Annotated in this window: 14 protein-coding genes, 1 tRNA gene and 1 riboswitch; of the genes, 8 read left to right on the top strand and 7 right to left on the bottom strand. The window is 49.6% G+C overall.

Translation table 11 applies throughout. The features are described from left to right. Positions 1 to 205 precede the first annotated feature (205 nt). On the top strand, positions 206 to 1,861 hold the full coding sequence (locus AC4QZR_RS17860) for an Ig-like domain-containing protein (RefSeq protein WP_494482140.1): 1,656 nt from the start codon (positions 206 to 208) through the stop codon (positions 1,859 to 1,861). Positions 1,862 to 2,581: 720 nt separating this feature from the next. Further along, positions 2,582 to 2,962 carry a hypothetical protein gene (locus AC4QZR_RS17865; protein ID WP_494482141.1) on the top strand — a complete coding sequence of 127 codons (381 nt, stop codon included), beginning with the start codon at positions 2,582 to 2,584 and terminating at the stop codon, positions 2,960 to 2,962. Positions 2,963 to 3,243: 281 nt separating this feature from the next. Here the strand turns inward: AC4QZR_RS17865 and AC4QZR_RS17870 are convergent, their stop codons facing one another. From AC4QZR_RS17870 to AC4QZR_RS17880, 3 genes are all read right to left on the bottom strand, one after another. Beyond that, positions 3,244 to 4,002, bottom strand: coding sequence for an abortive infection family protein (locus AC4QZR_RS17870; RefSeq protein WP_494482142.1), 759 nt, complete (start codon positions 4,000 to 4,002; stop codon positions 3,244 to 3,246). A gap of 136 nt (positions 4,003 to 4,138) precedes the next feature. After that, complete coding sequence (locus AC4QZR_RS17875; RefSeq protein ID WP_494482143.1) at positions 4,139 to 6,517, bottom strand: ribonucleoside-diphosphate reductase subunit alpha; 2,379 nt, start codon at positions 6,515 to 6,517, stop codon at positions 4,139 to 4,141. 349 nt (positions 6,518 to 6,866) lie between these two features. Further along, a complete protein-coding gene (locus tag AC4QZR_RS17880; protein WP_253401644.1) occupies positions 6,867 to 7,826 on the bottom strand; it encodes a ribonucleoside-diphosphate reductase small subunit in 960 nt (319 codons plus the stop codon). A gap of 648 nt (positions 7,827 to 8,474) precedes the next feature. On the opposite strand from AC4QZR_RS17880, the gene rplU reads away from it, so the two are divergent. After that, a complete protein-coding gene (rplU, locus tag AC4QZR_RS17885; RefSeq protein ID WP_116543707.1) occupies positions 8,475 to 8,783 on the top strand; it encodes a 50S ribosomal protein L21 in 309 nt (102 codons plus the stop codon). A gap of 71 nt (positions 8,784 to 8,854) precedes the next feature. Then, complete coding sequence (gene rpmA / locus AC4QZR_RS17890) at positions 8,855 to 9,124, top strand: 50S ribosomal protein L27 (protein ID WP_494482144.1); 270 nt, start codon at positions 8,855 to 8,857, stop codon at positions 9,122 to 9,124. Positions 9,125 to 9,197: 73 nt separating this feature from the next. Here the strand turns inward: rpmA and AC4QZR_RS17895 are convergent, their stop codons facing one another. Beyond that, a complete protein-coding gene (locus AC4QZR_RS17895) occupies positions 9,198 to 9,830 on the bottom strand; it encodes a hypothetical protein (protein WP_494482145.1) in 633 nt (210 codons plus the stop codon). 388 nt (positions 9,831 to 10,218) lie between these two features. Beyond that, a riboswitch (SAM riboswitch) is annotated at positions 10,219 to 10,328 on the top strand. Positions 10,329 to 10,398: 70 nt separating this feature from the next. On the opposite strand from AC4QZR_RS17895, the gene metH reads away from it, so the two are divergent. Then, positions 10,399 to 14,106, top strand: coding sequence for a methionine synthase (metH, locus tag AC4QZR_RS17900; protein WP_494482146.1), 3,708 nt, complete (start codon positions 10,399 to 10,401; stop codon positions 14,104 to 14,106). A gap of 47 nt (positions 14,107 to 14,153) precedes the next feature. Then, on the top strand, positions 14,154 to 15,110 hold the full coding sequence (gene metF / locus AC4QZR_RS17905) for a methylenetetrahydrofolate reductase [NAD(P)H] (protein ID WP_494482147.1): 957 nt from the start codon (positions 14,154 to 14,156) through the stop codon (positions 15,108 to 15,110). Between the two features lie 203 nt (positions 15,111 to 15,313). Here the strand turns inward: metF and AC4QZR_RS17910 are convergent, their stop codons facing one another. The 3 genes from AC4QZR_RS17910 to hemW form a co-directional block, all read right to left on the bottom strand. Continuing rightward, positions 15,314 to 16,084 (bottom strand): cyclase family protein, encoded by a 771-nt coding sequence (locus AC4QZR_RS17910; protein ID WP_494482148.1) that lies wholly within the window; start codon positions 16,082 to 16,084, stop codon positions 15,314 to 15,316. A gap of 3 nt (positions 16,085 to 16,087) precedes the next feature. Further along, positions 16,088 to 16,507: a hypothetical protein gene (locus AC4QZR_RS17915; RefSeq protein ID WP_494482149.1), complete on the bottom strand. Its 420-nt coding sequence runs from the start codon at positions 16,505 to 16,507 to the stop codon at positions 16,088 to 16,090. A 71-nt stretch (positions 16,508 to 16,578) separates the two neighbouring features. Then, on the bottom strand, positions 16,579 to 17,706 hold the full coding sequence (hemW, locus tag AC4QZR_RS17920; protein ID WP_494482150.1) for a radical SAM family heme chaperone HemW: 1,128 nt from the start codon (positions 17,704 to 17,706) through the stop codon (positions 16,579 to 16,581). A gap of 178 nt (positions 17,707 to 17,884) precedes the next feature. Here hemW and AC4QZR_RS17925 point away from each other — a divergent pair, with 178 nt between their 5' ends. Together AC4QZR_RS17925 and AC4QZR_RS17930 are read left to right on the top strand one after the other, a co-directional pair. Next, positions 17,885 to 19,684, top strand: a complete 1,800-nt coding sequence (locus tag AC4QZR_RS17925) for a BamA/TamA family outer membrane protein (protein WP_494482151.1) — start codon at positions 17,885 to 17,887, stop codon at positions 19,682 to 19,684. Positions 19,685 to 19,767: 83 nt separating this feature from the next. Next, positions 19,768 to 19,840: transfer RNA gene (locus tag AC4QZR_RS17930), tRNA-Met, on the top strand. The last annotated feature ends 230 nt before the right edge of the window (positions 19,841 to 20,070 follow it).

The following is a 20,070-nucleotide window of genomic DNA, read 5'->3' on the forward strand; positions in this document are numbered from 1 at the left end:
TTTTTATATGGTTACTATTTAAGTCTCCTGCTGTTTATGATCAAAATCACTTTCTTGATAGTTTACATCAAATTGCTGATATACAGTCGTTTGTAGGAGGTGGTAAAGGGATGGTTTCCAATTTAATTGGACTTTGCATTAAATGAATTGCTTTATAAGCTGTTGGCACACTTCTTTCATATATAGTGGTATAAGAAAGCAAGTCATGAAACACATTTACACACTTTTAATTACCCTTTTCATTATCAGTTCAACTGCCAGCGCGCAGGTTTCAATCTATAAAAATGATTTTACCAACGGTACCACTGATTTAAATAGACTAACTTACAACTTCTCTAAAGCTTTTAGGACGGATATTCCTGCTGAGATTAGCGGTACTTACTTAAGCATCAGGGGAAATAATGGAGGTAGCACTGTTAGAGGATATACAGGATACATCACTACTACTGCGCTGACATTCAACCCTGGTGCCGTGTACACGATCACATTTAGGGCTAGGTCTGTAGCTCAGAACACGCAGTTGCGGTTTCAGAGAGGAGCTACTGCAGCTATTGCTGCCAGTACAGAAGGCACTCATATTGCTGGCATTTCGCCGAGCAACACAGTAAATGCCACCAACGCTGACTTCATAAATTTCACAGTTAGTTTTACTGTTAACAGTGTAGTAACTGAGCACCTGTCTTTCTATGTAAACAGTATTCTTGATGTGAGTAACAATAACAACGAGTACCTCCATATAGGTGAAATATCAGTAACCAGAACATGTGGTACAATTACCCAACCTACTGCTTCTTCTGTTAGTCGTTGCGGCGCTGGTTCTGTTTCTCTGTCTGCTACTGGAGCGCCCGTAGGAGGCGGATACAGATGGTATAGCGCGCCAGCCGGAGGAAGTTTGCTATCATCTGCTGCCACTTATACCAATTCTAATTTAACGAGTACCACCACTTATTATGTGAGTGCTGTAAATGCAGATGGTTGTGAGAGTACACGTGTACCAGTAACAGCAACCATTACTCAAAAACAATTTGCACTGATAGAGTTTGTAAAGCAAAGCTACGAAGCAGGTAAGCCTGGCATCATTAAAGTTAACTCAGAAGTTATCGATAGAGGACACGCCGTAAGTATAAAATGGCAATCAGTTAATGTAATTACCGGAGTAGTGACTGATCTTGCTGTAACAGCTGCCCCTTCGGCTTCACCTGCATCTCTTCAAGTAGCATCAATGCCTGGAGGTGACACGTATTTTCAAGCTACAATTGTCCCTTCTCCCTCCGTATGCTATGATGAGTCATCTCTTTCTGTGACTTCTCAGGAGATCATCTCACTTCCTGTAGAGCTGGTTTCTTTCAAAGCCCAATCTACCAAAGATGGCGTTCAGCTTAACTGGAAAACGGCCTCCGAAAGAGATAATAAAGGCTTTGAAGTGGAAGTATCTGCTGATGGCAGGAACTTCAGGAAGGTAGCTTTTGTGGAAAGCAAGGTAGGCACTACTTCACTCACGCAGACCTACAGCTTTCTCGATACGAGAGCAGCTGTCGGCACAAACTACTACCGCTTGAAGCAGGTTGACTTTGACGGGGCATTTGAATATTCTAAAATCGTAGCTGTGAACATGACGCAGGCGTCTTCCTCAGCTGTGTATCCTACTCTGGCTACAAGTGATATTACCGTGAGCTTGGCTTCTTCTCATGAACAGGTGACAATTGCGGTGGCGGATATGGCAGGAAAGCAGTTGTTGACAGTTCAGAATCCGACAGAGCGCCAGGTAATATTGCCCGTGCAGCAGCTGCAGCAAGGTGTTTACTTTGTCACGGTGATCTCCGGCACACAAAAAGAAGTATTCCGCTTTGTAAAGCGCTAATCAAAAATCTATTGCAAGATAAGGAAGAGGCTAGCCCGTAAGGCTAGCCTTTTTTTATACCCCATGCTGTTATGGGCAACATTTTTTTGAAGTAGTTGAGGTATTGAGTGGGCGCTAAACAATCTATGTGTGGTGTTAAATTAACCGCGAGATCACGTGATAAGTTGAAAAATATATAGGTATAGTTCTATAGCGCTTTTACTAGGAATTAGTCCCGTGTAAGAGCCCAGTATCTTTACATAAACGAATTCTTTCGCGGGCAGCCTGTTTTATGGGAGTGAGCCATCTTTAAGTGTCATGCAAAAGCAGGTGTTATCGACTTACTGAGTTAATAGCGCCGGTGATTGTATAGGTATGAGGGTTCATCCTAAAGCTAAAGTGCAATTTCAGGTATTGCTTCTATTTAGGAACTAAGTATATTTGCAACACAGATGCAGTTGGAGGGACGGCTTAATGATGACCACCCATTTTCAGAACAGCTTAGTAATTCTTGTAAACAGGATGCTAAGAGATTAGGATCGTACTGGAGTTGCTATTGCTTTGCTGTAAGACATGCCACCTCTGCTAAGGCAAGCTTAGTTTTGGCAAAGCTCCCTCTGCTATTATCTATAACACCAGCCGCTCTAAACCTTATCTACAACACTAACAACCTCAGAGGGAATTCTTTTGATGCAACTTTACTTTCAAAACAGCTTTGTTAAGCTTTCATATGATAAACTCTTGAGACTCGGTAAGGCCGAGTGGTGCGGCCGACTGCATGGTGCCGAGCTCAGAGAAGCGTACCTGCTTTGCCACGAAATGATTAACCGTTTTTCGTTAATAAGTTGGCTGGCAGATGACCGCTTGATGGGCTCCATCTCGCCTGCAGACCTAAAATGGAGTATGGAAGTGCATGTCCCAAACATGGCAAAAAGCTCTTTAAAGCGATTCGCCCGTATACCTTCGAAGTTCGAAAAGAATCGGGAAGCTGTCGGGGTTATGATTAACAAAGGATACACGCTTAATTTATCCTTAGAACTCCGGGATTTCGAAGACGAAAAAGAAGCGATGAAATGGTTGCTGGAGACTTCTCAGGTGTCAGCTGCTGCCAGTTCCTACTAGTCCTATAAGCTCTCAATTCATCATGAAGCCGCTAATTTTTGTCAGTGGCTTTTTGTTTTTGATGGCTGGGGCATGTGGTGGATCACTAAAATGCAGAAGCTAACGAGGATGACAGCAGGGGTAGCCACTGGGTGGTGATAAAGGCTGAATGTGAATTTTAGATCATTACCACGCTTTAATTTGTCTTGATGGAGGCGAGGCGTTGGCTTTACTTGGCAGTGGGAACTGAGGCTCAAAAAGACCTCGCGGTACCAAGTGGCCCCTCGGAGTCTTTAGATTTACTAATTACTTGTGCTCTTCAGCAATGTCTCTTGATGTGTTTGGATTAGGAATGAAGATATAGAGCCGGCTAGGTTTACAGCTAGCTCTGAGTGCCTCTTACCTGCTTTATATCCACCCTTTGGTTGGCCATGGGCATCACTTAACTCATTTCGTAAAGATGCGAAGCCATGTACTGTTGTCTGAACTCCACTAAGAATCTGTTTTATAATACTTTCATTGTGAAGCTGCGGGGCGAGGCTCAAACTTCGTGCGGTGGTTTTGAAGAGCTTTGGTAAGTCAAAGCTGTCATCGTATTTAATATTTCTTTCCTTTAGTATCTGTTTGCAGACCGATTCAACCAAGGATCTTGCCGCGGTGATAGCTCCATCAGGATCAGTCTCTCTTCTGTTGAGTGCCTTACCCCACATATAATAGACAGAATCACAATCAAAGTTTTCTATTGAGTGCCCTATCACATCATCATGTATATACAATCTGTCATTTTCTAAATAGGCTAGTAGAGGCTCAAATTCTTCTCTTATGTAATCCCGCCTCTCAGCATATGTACTGAATCGACTCTTGATGTATGGCCAAAAGTCATTTAGCATTCTACAAGAAACCACGAATTCTGGCAGTAAGGCTTTAGTGAAGTTGTTTGCAATGAATTCTTTTCTCAGATTGATATACTCTTCTGTATCCTCTTTCTTATCTTCTCCAGTTGCCAATCTAGTTACAAGCATTCTCAGGTCTACTGCCCGATTGAATAAGTCGTTCTGCATAAAGCTAAGTTGATGTTTATAAGATTCTAAGCAACATTAATCCCATACACTGTGACAGGAAGTTAACCGCAACACAGGATGCACTTAGATTGGGCAAAAAAGAAGGAGGACACTAAGCCCTCCTTCTTCAGTTATTTTACGATCCGCAAGCTTCGCAAGAGTCCGGGTCGTCCAGGCTGCAGGCCATGTCGCTGCGATTCTGATCCTGGTTGTAAACTGGCTCCAGCGTCTCAGCGGCTTGTTTCTCTACCGTGAACTTGATGGCGTCTACAGCGGCTTTGGTGCGCAGGTAGTACATACCTGTTTTCAGGCCTCGCTTCCAGGCATGGAAGTGCATCGAAGTCAGCTTACCGAAATTCACGTTCATCACGTGCAGGTTCAATGACTGGCTCTGGCAGATGTAAGCACCACGGTCAGCACTCATGTCGATTACCGTACGCTGGCTGATCTCCCATACCGTCTTATACAGGTCTTTGATGTTCTGTGGGATGTTCGGGATGTCCTGCACCGAGCCGTTGGCCGCGATGATGGCGTTCTTCATCTTGTCATTCCACAGACCCAAGCCGATCAGGTCTTTGAGCAGGTGCTTGTTCACCACCATGAACTCGCCTGAAAGCACGCGGCGTACATAAATGTTAGAGGTATAAGGCTCAAACGATTCGTTGTTACCCAGAATCTGTGCAGTAGAGGCAGTAGGCATTGGAGCCAATAGCAGCGAGTTGCGTACCCCGTGCTTAACTACTTCCTGGCGCAGCTCTTCCCAATCCCAGCGTCCGCTGTCTGGTGTTACGCCCCACATATCAAACTGGAACTTGCCCTCTGACAGTGGAGAACCTTTGAATGTTTCGTAGGCGCCGTTCTTCTTGGCCAGATCTTTAGAGGCCGTCATAGCCGCAAAGTAGATCGTCTCGAAGATGTCCTTGTTCAGGCCTTTGGCTTCGTCGCTTTCAAACGGCATACGCAGCGCAATGAAGGTATCAGCAAGTCCCTGCACACCCAGACCAATCGGACGGTGGCGCATGTTGGAATTGCGCGCCTCAGGTACCGGGTAATAGTTGATATCGATTACCTTGTTCAGGTTCAGTGTCACGTGGTACGTCACGTCAAACAGCTTCTGGTGGTCGAACACCTTGTGGCCACTCTCCTCCTTCACGTAGCGGGGCAGTGCAAGCGAAGCCAGGTTGCATACCGCTACTTCATCCTGACTGGTATACTCCATAATCTCGGTGCAGAGGTTGGAGCTCTTGATCGTACCCAGGTTCTGTTGGTTGCTCTTGCTGTTAGCAGCATCCTTATAGAGCATGTACGGCGTACCGGTCTCTATCTGGGACTCCAGTACGGCAAACCACAGATCCTGTGCTTTCACCGTCTTGCGGGCACGGCCTTCGCGCTCGTACTTCTCGTACAGGCGTTCAAAGTCCTGTCCCCAGGTGTCGCCCAGGCCAGGTGCCTCGTTCGGGCAGAACAGGCTCCAGTCGCCGTTTTGCTCTACGCGCTTCATGAACAGGTCTGGCGTCCAAAGGGCATAGAACAGGTCGCGGGCGCGGTTTTCCTCCTTACCGTGGTTCTTCTTCAGGTCCAGGAATTCAAAGATGTCTGCATGCCATGGCTCCAGGTAGATCGCAAAAGCACCTTTTCGCTTGCCACCACCCTGGTCCACGTAGCGGGCTGTGTCGTTAAACACCTTCAGCATAGGTATAATACCGTTGCTTGTACCGTTGGTGCCTTTGATGTAAGAGCCCGTTGCACGCACGTTGTGGATGCTCAGACCGATACCACCGGCGCTCTGCGAGATCTGCGCGCATTGCTTCAGGGTGTCGTAGATGCCTGGTATGCTGTCGTCCTGCATAGTGAGCAGGAAGCATGAAGACAGCTGCGGCTTTGGCGTGCCGGCATTGAATAATGTTGGTGTGGCGTGCGTAAACCACTTCTCAGACATGAGATTATAAGTCTCGATGGCAGATTCGATGTCCTCCTTGTGGATACCCACGGCCACACGCATCAACATATGCTGCGGGCGCTCCACAATCTTGCCATCAAGGCGAAGCAGGTATGAGCGCTCCAGCGTTTTGTATCCAAAATAATCGTAGTTGTAGTCCCGGTCGTAGATGATGGTCGAGTCCAGCGTAGCGGCGTGCTTGCGGATGATCTCGTACACATCTTTGGCCAGCAGGGAAGCGTTCTCACCCGTTTTCGGGTCCTCGTAGGTATAGAGGCGCTTCATGGTGTTGGAGAAAGACTTGCTGGTCACCTTGTGCAGGCTCGAGATGGCCACACGGGCAGCCAGCACCGCGTAGTCGGGGTGTTTGGTCGTCAGCGACGCAGCCGTTTCTGCCGCCAGGTTGTCCAGCTCTATCGTGCTCACGCCGTCGTAAATGCCGTCAATTACTTTCTTGGCCACCTCAATTGGCGACACATAGTCCATGTTCAGACCATAGCACAGCTTCTCGATGCGTGCGGTAATTTTGTCGAATTTGACGGATTCGCGTCGGCCGTCTCGTTTAACTACTAACATAGCGTATACATTTAGCGGGTGTTAAAAGCCCGGGTTTTTATAAGGTGTAGGTATAAGAGAGCCGCTACCGATGCAGCGGGATGATACATGCTAATATTTTCATAGGGAAATACGTGTATATATACGCAATCCGTTGAAATACTATAGTTTAAAAGCTAAAGCCAATTGCTTTCACAAATTTGGAGGCGGATGCTCCGTCTGGCGACCTTTGCCAGGTATAAGGTCCGGTGTTGCAAGCATTGGCGCGGTCGGCTATACCTGTATCCGGAGGGTATAAGGTAATCTAGGAAGCGGCCGGACAAAAGCCCGGCGCTCTTTATCTCCTAAACTTACAAAGTAATTTCGTTGGTTAAAAGTCTTCGTCGAGCGAAAAAACATTTTTGTCTTTGTCGCCCATTACACCGGCTTTCTGGTACTCGCCCACGCGCTTCTCGAAGAAGTTGGTCTTGCCCTGCAGCGAGATCATCTCCATGAAGTCGAACGGGTTGGTGGCGTTGTAGATCTTGTTGCAACCCAGGGATACGAGCAGGCGGTCGGCCACAAACTCAATGTACTGGCTCATCAGCTTGGCGTTCATCCCGATCAGGTCAACCGGTAATGCGTCTGTCACAAACTCCTTCTCAAATTCCACGGCATCGCGGATGATCTCGTGCACACGGCTCTCAGGCAGCTTTTCGTTCAGCATAGAATAGAGCAGGCAGGCGAAGTCGCAATGCAGGCCCTCGTCGCGGGAGATCAATTCGTTTGAGAAGGTTAGACCCGGCATCAGGCCACGCTTCTTGAGCCAGAAGATAGAGCAGAAAGAACCGGAAAAGAAAATGCCTTCCACAGCCGCAAAAGCAATCAGGCGCTCCGTGAAGTTCTCGCTGTTGATCCACTTCAAGGCCCACTCACCTTTTTTCTTCACGCATGGCACCGTCTCCAATGCATTGAACAGGTAGTCTTTCTCAGACTGCTTCTTAATATAGGTATCGATTAGCAGGGAATAAGTCTCGGCGTGGATGTTCTCCATCATGATCTGGAAACCATAGAAGCAGCGGGCCTCCGGCAACTGCACTTCCTGCATGAAGTTAATAGCCAGGTTTTCGTTTACGATGCCGTCGGAGGCGGCGAAGAATGCCAGTACGTGGCTGATGAAATGGCGCTCGCCGTCGTTCAGGTTCTCCCAGTCCTTCTGGTCCTGCGACAGGTCGATCTCCTCGGCAGTCCAGAAGCTGGCTTCTGCCTTTTTATACATCTGCCACACCTCGTCGTGCTGTATCGGGAATAAAACAAAGCGATTTGGGTTTTCTTGTAGTATTGGCTCCATGCTCGTAAACTTTAATGTTTTTTAAACTAACAGCAACACTTCGTTGCTGCTTTATCAAATGTCAAACTCAACAGACGGTACACCATGTGGTGCATGCACTTGAGATAACAGGATTTCAAATATAGGGATAAGAACTTGAATTGGCGGGCTAAAGTTGTTCAATTTATTAACACTTTGTTAAGTGATTGATTGTCTGAAAATTGGGTCGAAATCAACAGTCTTGTTAACATGATATTGTTAACATATGTAATTGTTAAAATATAGTAAATAAAATATTAATTCATTGTTAAGTGAATAAAAGTACAACCTCATAGTGCTTGGTTAGGTGTAAAAGATGTTTTTGAAGGGATAAAATCCAAAAGACTGCCCTTTGGAGTGTTTCCCGGAAGATGAATTCCTGTAGCATCTCTTCGGGCTCTGTGGAAAACACGATTTCCGGAGGAAGCTGTCAAGGTGCTGCGGACTAGCGTGTTATGCTCGTTTTTGAGAGGTGCAAAATTATGAAGCAGAGATTTCAACAGCGTTATCCACATAGTTGTGGAGAGGATCTGGGAAAACAGAAAGAATTAGAAAACAATGATTTGCATATTAACTTTAAGTCCGCTAATTTTGCAGACTTAAATTTTTTTAAAACATACATTGAAGCTGATGTACGCAATTGTAGAAATCGCAGGTCAACAGACCAAAGTAGAGAGCGGTAAGTTCATCTACGCTAACAAGCTTTCCGGCAATGATGGTGACGCCGTTGAGTTCGCCAATGTTCTTCTTACTGATGATAATGGCACTATTACTTTAGGTGCTCCTTTCGTTAGCGGTGTTAAAGTGGTTGGTAAAATCCTTGGCAACGTGAAAGGCGACAAAGTGATCGTTTTCAAAAAGAAGAGAAGAAAAGGCTATCGTAAGAAAAATGGTCACCGCCAGCACTATACGAAAGTCCTGATCGAGAGCATTGGATAAGCAGTAAGAGGAAATTAATCGTAAAATCTTTCAGGCATGGTTCGTCCGCCTGAACTAAATAGTAAAAGAAAATGGCACACAAAAAAGGAGCTGGTAGTTCTAATAACGGCCGCGAGTCTCACTCAAAACGACTTGGTGTTAAGATTTACGGTGGTCAGGACATCATCGCCGGCAACATCATTGTAAGACAAAGGGGTACTTCACACCACCCAGGCAACAACGTGGGTATGGGCAAAGACCATACACTGTTCGCTATGACTGACGGTGTAGTTCAATTCAAAAAAGGCGTTAAGAACCGTTCATACGTTTCTGTAATTCCTAAGGTAGAAGCAGAAGCGTAAGCTTTACGGCCTATGCCGCCACTTTAGAGTGGCAAAACAAAAAAGGGATGCCATCGCATCCCTTTTTTGTTTTCTAGGCTTTTTGCTTCGGGGCAGGTATGGCTTCAGGTATAGCCGGGGAAACTTTCTCCTCCTTTCCTACCCGGCCACCCCTCCAGTAGGTATAGAGCCCGGCAGCTATACCTGCCACACAAAGTACATAGGCTGCAGTCAGGCTTTGGAAGGAAAGCGGTATACTGCTCAGCACCAAACCAAGGCCGGCAAGCCAGATCAAACCATAGCATAAGGGTGCGTGCACGGAGGGTGTGTAATTTGTCCTGAATCCGAGCAGGTGCAGGAGTTTGGGCGCTTCCGCTGCCAGCAGCACCATGTTTAGCAACAGGAAGAAAGCAAGCACATAGGGCGTGCCTTTCCAGTTCTGCGATATGGTAACCAGCAGGATATTGAGCAGCATAGGGAGCAGGGCAATGGCACCCAGCGTGCGGTAGCGGAGCGTGAGCAACATAAACCCGACCACGATCTGGGAGTAGGCGATGAAGCGGGCAAAGAGCCCCAGGCCGAACTCCGCCAGTTTCTCTTCCAACCAGACCGGCCCGATCAGGCCCGGGAACTTGTGCTCATAAAAGATCTTGGCCATACCTGCCGTGAAGAAGATGAGCCCCAGGAGAACGCTTATGCCGTTGAGCATGAATGTTTTGTAGTTCATGTGTATACCTGCCATGATGTTCTAAGCTGTTAAGGTATAGCCTTTTATAAATCCATCACGAAGAATTATACCAACCGGCTAATTATATAGACGATTGAGCTATACCTAAATTGAGATTAATGCGGCCTTCCGGAGCAAATAACTCAATATCAAAGTTTTATTCAGAAAAGGGCAACATGCCCGCAGTGTCTCCGTATACCTAAATAGAAAGAGTTATAGAGTGAAAACAATTAAACTCTTTTAGGAAAGGGATACTTATGGTATCCCTTTCTGTTTTTATACCTTTTTTCCGCAGTCCTTCGCCCTGTTTCCGCACTCCTTCCCACTATCTTCCTATTCTTTGGCAACAAAAATTCGCCTTTTGCGGATAAGTATGTATCTTTACAGCTTCTTATCAAGAAAGACCGAGGGACAGGGCCCTATGACGTCTTAGCAACCTTGTACCAGCCTGGTGCTAATTCCCTTCTCAGCTATACCTTGGCCGGGAAAAGATAAGAGAGTATACCTGCCTTTGGGTGTCCTTCTTGATAAGCGCATTTGTAGTCTTAACCAAGAGGGGAGCACCAACATGACCAAATCACATCCGATCTATACCTTGCTGCAGGAGCGCGTGCTCGTGCTCGACGGCGCCATGGGCACCATGATCCAGCGTTACCAGCTCTCCGAAGCCGATTTCCGTGGCGAGCGTTTTAAGGATCATCCGTCTGACCTGAAGGGCAACAACGACCTGCTCTCCATCACACGTCCGGATATTATTAGGGCTATTCATGCCGAGTACCTCGAGGCCGGTGCCGATATTATCGAGACCAATACCTTCAGTGGTACCAGCATCGCGATGGCCGATTATGGATTGGAGCATGTGGTGTACGAGATGAACTACGAGTCGGCAAAGATAGCCCGTGAGGCGGCCGATGAGGTAGAAACCAAAGATCCGGCGCACAAGCGTTTCGTAGCAGGCGCCATTGGCCCGACCAACCGCACGGCCTCTCTCTCTCCGGATGTCAACAACCCCGGTTTCCGCGCCATCACATTCGACCAACTGGTGGAAGCTTACTACGAGCAGGTACGCGGACTAGTAGACGGCGGAGCTGATTTACTGTTGGTAGAAACCGTATTTGACACCCTGAATTGCAAAGCGGCACTTTTCGCTATACAAGAGCACGTAAATAACGGCGGCAAAGAACTCCCCATCATGGTATCCGGCACTATTACCGATGCCAGCGGCCGTACCTTGTCCGGGCAGACAGTAGAAGCTTTCTGGAACTCGATTTCGCATGCGCCGATCCTGAGCGTGGGCTTTAACTGTGCGCTCGGTGCTCGTCAGCTCAAAACACACATCCAGGAGCTGTCGCGTATTTCGGACTGTTTCATCAGCGCTTACCCGAATGCCGGTCTGCCCAACGCCTTTGGCGGCTACGATGAAACGGCTCAGCAAATGGGCGCTATCGTGGAAGAGTACCTGAAAGAAGGGCTGGTGAACGTACTGGGTGGTTGTTGTGGCACCACGCCAATCCACACCAAAGTAATTGCAGACCTGGTGCGCAGGTATAAACCGCACGTTCCCACTCCCGTAGCCCCGCTCCCCCGCTACAGCGGCCTCGAGCCTCTCACCATAACCTCCGATACCCTTTTCGTGAATGTTGGCGAACGCACCAACGTGACCGGCTCCAAAAAATTCTCCCGCCTCATTGTTGACGGTAAGTTCGAAGAAGCCCTCTCGGTGGCCCGTCAGCAGGTAGAAGGCGGTGCCCAGATCATTGACGTGAACATGGACGAAGGTATGCTCGATTCGGAGCAGGCCATGGCCGATTTTCTTAACCTGATCGCCTCCGAGCCCGACGTTGCTAAACTGCCGATCATGATCGATTCCTCTAAATGGAGTGTAATTGAGTCCGGCCTGAAGCGAACGCAAGGCAAATCGATCGTTAACTCCATCTCTTTAAAAGAAGGCGAAGAAGAGTTTATCAGACTCGCCCGCAGAGTGCGCCAGTACGGTGCCGCCGTGGTGGTCATGGCTTTTGACGAAACAGGCCAGGCCGATACGCTGGAGCGTCGCATTGAAATCTGCGAACGCTCCTATAGCATCCTGACTGAAGAAGTTGGCTTCCCGCCACAAGACATTATTTTCGACCCGAACATCCTGGCCATCGCCACAGGTATAGAAGAGCACAACAACTACGCAGTAGATTATATTGAGGCGGTGAAGTGGATCAAAGCCAATCTGCCGCATGCGCAGGTGAGCGGTGGCGTGAGCAATTTATCCTTCTCTTTCCGGGGCAATGACGTGGTGCGGGAGGCGATGCATACCGTGTTCCTGTACCATGCCGTGCAGGCAGGTATGGACATGGGCATCGTGAATGCAGGTATGCTGGGCGTATACAGCGAAATTCCGGCTGAACTGCGTGACCTGATCGAAGACGTGATCTTCAACCGCCACCCGGACGCTACCGAAAAGCTGGTTACTTACGCAGAGACTATCAAAGGCAAAGGCAAAACAGCCGTCGCCGCTGATAATTCCTGGCGCGAGGCGCCGGTGGAGGAGCGCCTGAAGCATGCGCTGGTAAAAGGCATCGTAGACTTTATCGACGAAGACACCGAAGAGGCGCGGCAGCAGGCAACTAAAACCCTGGATGTGATCGAAGGGCCGTTAATGGCAGGTATGTCAGTGGTGGGTGATCTGTTCGGTGCCGGTAAAATGTTTCTGCCGCAAGTGGTGAAGAGCGCTCGCGTGATGAAAAAGTCCGTGGCATACCTGCTGCCTTTTATGGAGAAGGAAAAGCTGGCCTCCGATACCTCCAAGTCAACGGCGGGTACGATCCTGATGGCGACGGTGAAAGGCGACGTGCACGACATCGGCAAAAATATTGTGGGCGTGGTGCTGGCCTGTAACAACTACGAAGTAATAGACCTGGGCGTGATGGTGCGGCTGGACAAGATTCTGGCCGAGGCCGAAGCGCATCAGGTAGATATTATCGGTCTAAGTGGACTGATCACCCCTTCGCTGGATGAGATGGTATACGTGGCGCAGGAAATGGAGCGTCGCGGCCTGAAAATTCCGCTCCTGATCGGCGGCGCCACTACTTCCAGGGTACATACAGCCGTGAAGATCGCGCCGCAGTACAGCGGCCCGGTGATACACGTGCACGATGCCTCGCGTAGCGTAACGGTGGTAAGCAGCCTTCTTGGCAGTGAGCGCGACAGCTATATCGCAGAGATCAGAGCCGAGTACGAAAAGCTGCGCGCAGACCACCTGAACCGCACCAAAGACCGTGCTTTTGCGACCATAGAAGAGGCGCGTGCTAATAAGTATCAGGTGAACTGGGCTGAAACGGAGGTGACCAAGCCAGACTTCATCGGCAACAAAGTATACACGAACTACCCATTGGCTGAGATTGTGCCTTACATCGACTGGACGCCTTTCTTCCATACCTGGGAGCTCAAGCGGCAGTACCCGAAAATCCTGAACGATCCGGAGCTTGGTGTGGAAGCCACCAAACTATTTGCCGACGCACAAAGCATGCTGCAGGAGATCGTGGACAAGCAATTGCTGGAAGCGCGGGCTGTGGTGGGGTTCTATCCTGCCAACGTATACACCGATGATACCATCGAGGTATACACCGATGATTCACGTGAAAACGTGCTGACCGAGTTCCATACCTTGCGCCAGCAGGGCAAGAAAGGAGCCAACGTACCGAACCTGGCCTTCTCCGATTTTCTGGCACCGAAAGAAACAGGTATAGCCGACTACATCGGCGGCTTTGTGGTGTCGGGAGGTTTTGGTATCGAGAAGTTATTGGAGCAGTACGAAGCCGAGCATGACGATTACCGCAGCATCATGGTGAAAGCGTTGGCAGACCGCCTGGCCGAGGCCTTTGCCGAACTCATGCACCGGAAAGTACGCAAGGAACTGTGGGGGTACGCACCGGACGAGCAGCTGGATAACGAGGGCTTGATCAAGGAGCAATACAAAGGTATACGCCCGGCCCCTGGCTACCCCGGCTGTCCGGACCATACCGAAAAGATCACGCTTTTTAACCTCCTAAATGCAGAAGAAGCCGGTGTGATCCTGACCGAGAACCTGGCCATGCATCCGGCATCCTCAGTAAGTGGCCTGTACTTCTCGCATCCGGATTCCCGCTACTTTGGTCTCGGTAAGATAGGCGAAGACCAGGTAGCAGACGTTGCGCAGCGCAAAGGTATGGCCAAAGAGGAACTGGAGCGATGGTTGTCGCCGAACCTGAACTATGAGCCGAAGCCGGTAGCGCAGCAGGTATAGCAGACCAACTATTCAACAATACAGCAATTTAACAATTCAGATAAAAATTGAAAGTAACCGAGCACTTCCGGAACGCCAATGGCAAGACCTTGTTCACCTTCGAGATCCTGCCGCCGCTCAAAGGCGAGAACATGAAAACCCTGTTCAACCACATCGATCCGCTGATGGAGTTCAAGCCGCCTTTCATCGACGTGACCTACCACCGCGAAGAGTATATCTACAAATCACGGGAAAACGGTTTGCTGGAGAAGCGCAGCACACGTAAACGGCCGGGTACGGTGGGCATTTGTGCGGCCATCCAGAACCACTACAAGGTAGACACGGTGCCGCACCTGATCTGCGGCGGCTTCAGCAAAGAAGAAACAGAGAATGCCCTCATCGACCTACATTTCCTGGGTATAGACAATGTGCTGGTATTGCGCGGTGATTGCGTGAAGAGTGAGCAGCGCTTCGTGCCGGAGCCCGACGGCCATACCTATGCCACGGAGCTTATCGGGCAGGTCGTGAACATGAACAAGGGCTGTTACCTGGACGAGGAGCAGGTATACCACAATGGTACCGACTTTTGCATTGGCGTAGCCGGCTATCCGGAGAAGCACTTCGAAGCACCCAACCTGACCTCTGACCTCCGCTGGCTGAAAAAGAAGATAGAAATGGGTGCAGAGTACATCGTCACGCAGATGTTTTTCGATAACCAGAAATATTTTGATTTCGTGAATCGCTGCCGCGCCGAAGGTATAAACGTGCCGATCATTCCGGGCCTGAAACCGATGACCACCAAAACGCAGCTCACCCTGTTGCCCAGCTTGTTTCATGTCGAGATTCCGTGTGCATTGGCTGATGCGATCGAGTCTTGTGCTGATAACAAAGCGGCCGCGCAGGTGGGTGTGGAGTGGGCGATACAGCAATCCAAGGAGCTGATGGAGTTTGGTGTACCTTGTCTGCATTTCTACTCCATGGGCAAGTCGGAATCGGTGCGGAAAGTGGCAGAGCAGTTGTTTTAAAGAAACCTCAACTAAACTAAACCTAACCTTAAGGCTGGGGCTTTTGGCTCCGGCTTTTCTTTTTTAACAGGTATAGCGATACCTATCGCACGACTTTACAGCATCTCTTAGTTGTGTGAGTGTCTAGAAAATGGAGTGTCGCAGGTATAGCTGGGCGGTTGGTTAAGATACTCACTGGAGGTCTGGCAAGGTATAGCTATACCTTATAAAGCCGGGAAAACAGGGGTTAGCTTATAAAGCACCGGCTTGCTCGGGCTGGCATCGAGTTGCAGGCTGGCGATCTGGATGTTGAGCAGGTATAGCCCATCTTCTACCTGGTCCGGTACATAGATCAGTTCGGTGATGGTGGCGCCGCAGCGGGTGTTTTTGGGGTATTGCCAGAAAGCGTGGTGGCAGAGCAGTTTGCCTTCGTCCAGCTCACGGTCCACGGAGGGCAGGTCGAGCAGCAGGTGCTGTATACCTTTCTCAGCCAGATACTGCCCAATGGTATGCTCCAGGTAGGGCGGGTTGGTGCCGGAATAGTGGCGGGTGAGTTTCCCTTCGGAATTCGGCAGGGTGCGGATGATGAGCGCTTCGCATTTTATACCTTGCAGTCCGGCTTTCACATCCTCGAGCAGCACCACTTCGTCGCCGTTTTTCTGCTTTTGTGGAGTTACCGTGATGAGCTGCGCTACAAGGAGAAAGCGTTTCAGGCAGTTGTGGATGGTGGCGTGCTCGTCGGCCGAAATGTGGCCGTAGCATTCGGTGTGAGTGCCGTTGCCGTGCGGCGTCAGGTGGATGCGCTTGTAATTGGTGCTTCCTCCCTGGGCCACGCTTCCGACAAAATCTCCCACCCGGATCACATCAAACTTCGCTGGCTCGGCCCAGAAGCACTCGGGCTGCGGTTGTTTATCGTGCAGCGGCATAGAGATGTCCAGCGGCTGTGTCGGGTCGAAGGTATAGGGTTGGTCGCGGTATGTAATGGAGGCCTGCATCACTTAACTCTCATAATCCCGCAGCCAGCGCAGGGCGTCAGCATCATTCGTAAAGTTCCTTGCTTCAAAGTCCACTCCCCCCAGTGCTTCTGCCCTTGTCATCACAGACTCAAACGAGAGCCTGTTAAACACATTTTCGGGCAGCACACGGGCCAGTTTTTTCACGCCCTGTTCCGAAAGCGATTTGTAAAAGGTAGTAGACAGCCACTCTTTGGTATGGGGAAGCAGTTTGCCAATGACCAGTGCGTTCAGCAGCAGCTTGTCAGCCTTAGATTCCTCCAGTAGCTGGCCTAACTTTTCAGAAGTCTGGAGCATCTCGTTGTGCTCCACGGGGCGCAGCCAGGTGTTTGCCACTATACCGTGCTGGCGGTCTGCGGCGATTCGGCTGATGTCGTTTAGGTAAAGTGTTTCCAATAGCTGCATGGTGGTGTAGCGCGGGGCTTTTTTCCGGCTGAAACCAAATCTACAAATAAATCTGATATAATCAGCACGTGCTATTCTATCATCAGGTCCAGGGTTATTTGGTCGGCAAGCAGCTTGCCCGGGTCGGTCAGGTATAGCACGTTTGCCTCAACACGCGCCAATCCTTTCTCGCTAAGCTGTTGCAGGTATAGCTGATGCTGTGACTGCAGGTCGTAGCTATACCTGTCGCGCATCAGGTTCAGGTCGCAACCCCAGATGGTGCGGAGCGTGGTGAGCAGGTAGTCGTTAGCCTGGTCGGCCAGCGTGAGTTCTTCTACCTCGGCAGGTATAATGCCTTCGGCCATGGCGGCGGTATACTTCCGGTTATTGGCCACATTATACTGCCGGCTGTGGCCGTTGAAGGAATGCGCGCTCGGGCCAACTCCCAGGTAATGCACGCCACGCCAGTAATTGCTGTTGTGTTTCGATTCGTAGCCCGACTTGCTGAAGTTGGACACCTCGTACTGCACATACCCATGCGCCTTCATCTGCTCCAGCAAGATCTCAAACTGCTGCGCCGTAAACTCGTCTTCCGAAGGCTTGAAAGTGCCTTTTTTGCTCCAACGGCCTAGGGCTGTGTCGGGTTCTATGGTCAGGGCGTAACAGGAAACATGCTGCACGTTGAGCGAGAAAAGGGTTTTCAGGTCCTCCAGCCAGATGCTATGGTCCGGCGCAGGTATACCATAGATCAGGTCCACGGTGATGTTGTCGAAGCCGGCAGCTTGGGCGTCTTTCACACATTGTAGGCTTTCTGTTGCATTATGGGCGCGGTTCATCATGCGCAGGTGTGGCTCGTGGAAGGACTGCAGCCCGATGCTCAGCCGGTTTATACCTGCTGCTTTCAGTTCCTGCAGCTTCTCCGGCGACAGGTCATCCGGATTAGCCTCCAGTGTTATTTCTGCCTCCTCCGAAACTATAAACAGCGCTTTGATGGTTTGCAGGAGAAGGTATAGCTCCGTCTGTGTGAGCAGCGAAGGGGTGCCGCCACCGAAATAAATGGTACGTACTTCCTGTCCCTGCAGGTAATCGCGGCGCAGTTCCAACTCCCGGGCAATGGCCTGTATGGTAGCCTTTTTGTGCCCCATGGAAGTACTAAAGTGGAAGTCGCAGTAGTGGCAGGCCTGTTTGCAGAAGGGAATATGAAGGTATATGCCGGACAAATCTTTAATTGTTAAATTGCTGATGGTTAAATTGTTGTTTCGCCTGATTATTATGTGAAGGTATGATGCAGGAATCCGTTCGGGCAGTTATACCTTTGTGAGCATAATTTGAGCACAGGCCTCATGTTAATTAGAGAAACAATTTAGCTTGTAAACAATTCAACCATTTAGTGTACAAATGTACAAAATCGCTGTCTTAGTGTGGTGCTTATTCATGTGCCTGCCCCTGCTGCAGGCGCAGGACAAGCCGCCCGTGCCACCGCAGCAGTTACAGCCACCGGCCCCAAAGCTGGTTAACCAACCAACGACAGCGCTTAGGGTATACACTACCGGCCCCGACCAACAGGTGCTCCGGCAGTACAACTACCGTACGCAGCTGGCCGATACCGTAGAGGCGCGCAAAGAAGTAACAGCATTGGTGCATCGCCTGCATCAGGACGCCTACCTGCTGTCCTCGGCAGACAGCTCATACAAGCGCAATGATACGCTCCACGTGAAACTGCACATCGGCAACCGCTTTGATTGGGCTGAGCTGCGCAACGGCAACCTGAGCGAAGGTATACTAGTGGAGTCCGGTTTTCGGGAGAAGTTTTACCGCAACGTACCTTTTAAACCAGCCGAATATGCCCGGCTGCAGCAGCGCATCCTCGACTACGCCGAGCGCAACGGCTATCCCTTCGCCTCCGTCTGGCTCGATTCCATTCAGATAAAAGACAACAAAATATCGGCTGCCCTGATGGTTGAAAAAGCCTTTGTGGTAACCTACGATACGCTGCAAGTGATGGGTGGCAGCAAAACGCAACCTAAATTCCTGATGCGCTACCTGCAGCTATACCCTGGCCAGCCTTATAACCAGGATCAGGTGGAAGCCTCGCAGCGGATGCTCACCACGCTACCATACCTAAAGGTGGTGCGTCCTCCGCAGGTACAGTTTCTCCGGGACAAGGCAAAAGTAGTTTACTTTTTAGAAGACCGACAGACAAACCAGATAGACGGTGTAGTCGGTTTCCTGCCTGACCCGAGTCGTTCCGGCAACAAACTGCTTATTACGGGCGAGGCTAACATGAACATCCGCAACATCAAAGGCAGCGGCAAGCAATTGGGGCTACAGTGGCGACGGGTAAACAAAGGCTCTGTCATCCTGAACGGCGAGTACCTGCATCCAAATCTTTTCGGAACACCTTTCGAGCTGGGCACGCGCTTCGGGCTGCTTAAGCAAGACTCCAGTTTCATTACCATACAACCGCGGGTGCAGCTGGCCTATAATACCATCCGGTACGGGCGCTTCAGTGTATTTACCGAGTGGCGCAACTCCCGCATTCTTTCTACAGCCAGTCCGCAAAGCCTACGGGCACTCGATCTGGCAGACGCCCGCACGAACACCTACGGACTGAACTACCTCTGGAATAACCTGGATGACTTCTATTTCCCCCGAAAAGGTCGATTGGTAGAACTGCAGTTGGCAGCAGGTCGCAAGAAGCTGCTGCGCAACCCAAATCTGGAAAAGGAATTTTACGATACCCTGGAGGTAAACACGACCCAGCTCAGTCTGGGTGTACGACTTGAGAACTTCTTTCGGGTAGGAAAAAACAGCGCCCTGCTGGCCCGGATCCGGGGCGAAGCGCTCCTCAATGATCAAATCTTCCTCAACGACATGTACCGCATCGGCGGGCTGGCTTCTTTAAGAGGTTTTGATGAGTACTTCTTCTTTGCTTCTACTTATGGCATCGGTACGCTTGAATATCGCTTGTTTACAGCCGAAGATTCCTATGTGCTGCTTTTCTATGATCAGGGCTATTACCGCAGCGACCTGGAGCAATCGAAGGCCGAAGGCCTGCCGCTCGGGGTTGGCGGAGGCATCAGCTTCAGTACCGGCGCAGGAATTTTTCAATTAGTGTATTCTGTCGGAAAATCAGAACAGCAGCCTATGTCGCTGAGAGCCTCTAAGATACACTTCGGAATCACCAGTAAATTCTAGCTTCTCACAATTTTTTTGAGGTTTTTAGCAACCAAAGCTTGCGTAGTAAGTATGTTTATACTACTTTTGTAACACAATAACAGTGCGGGATGGAGCAGTTGGTAGCTCGTTGGGCTCATAACCCAAAGGTCACAGGTTCGAGTCCTGTTCCCGCTACCTAAGAAAGCCTTGAATCGGAAACGGTTCAAGGCTTTTACTTTTTTATCCCTTCTTCCCAATTCAAATAGGTGCTAGCTCACCACTCAATTCCTCCATAAATATTATTGCTGCTATATTTAAACAGAACTATACCTCTTGACGTAAACAGGGGCTCCTGCTATAGAGAAATAACGAGGCAAAGCCTAAACATAAAAGCGCTTAGTTTGTAAGCCAATTCTGAGGAGTGA

It is taken from the genome of Pontibacter sp. YIM B11418, from assembly GCF_059278805.1.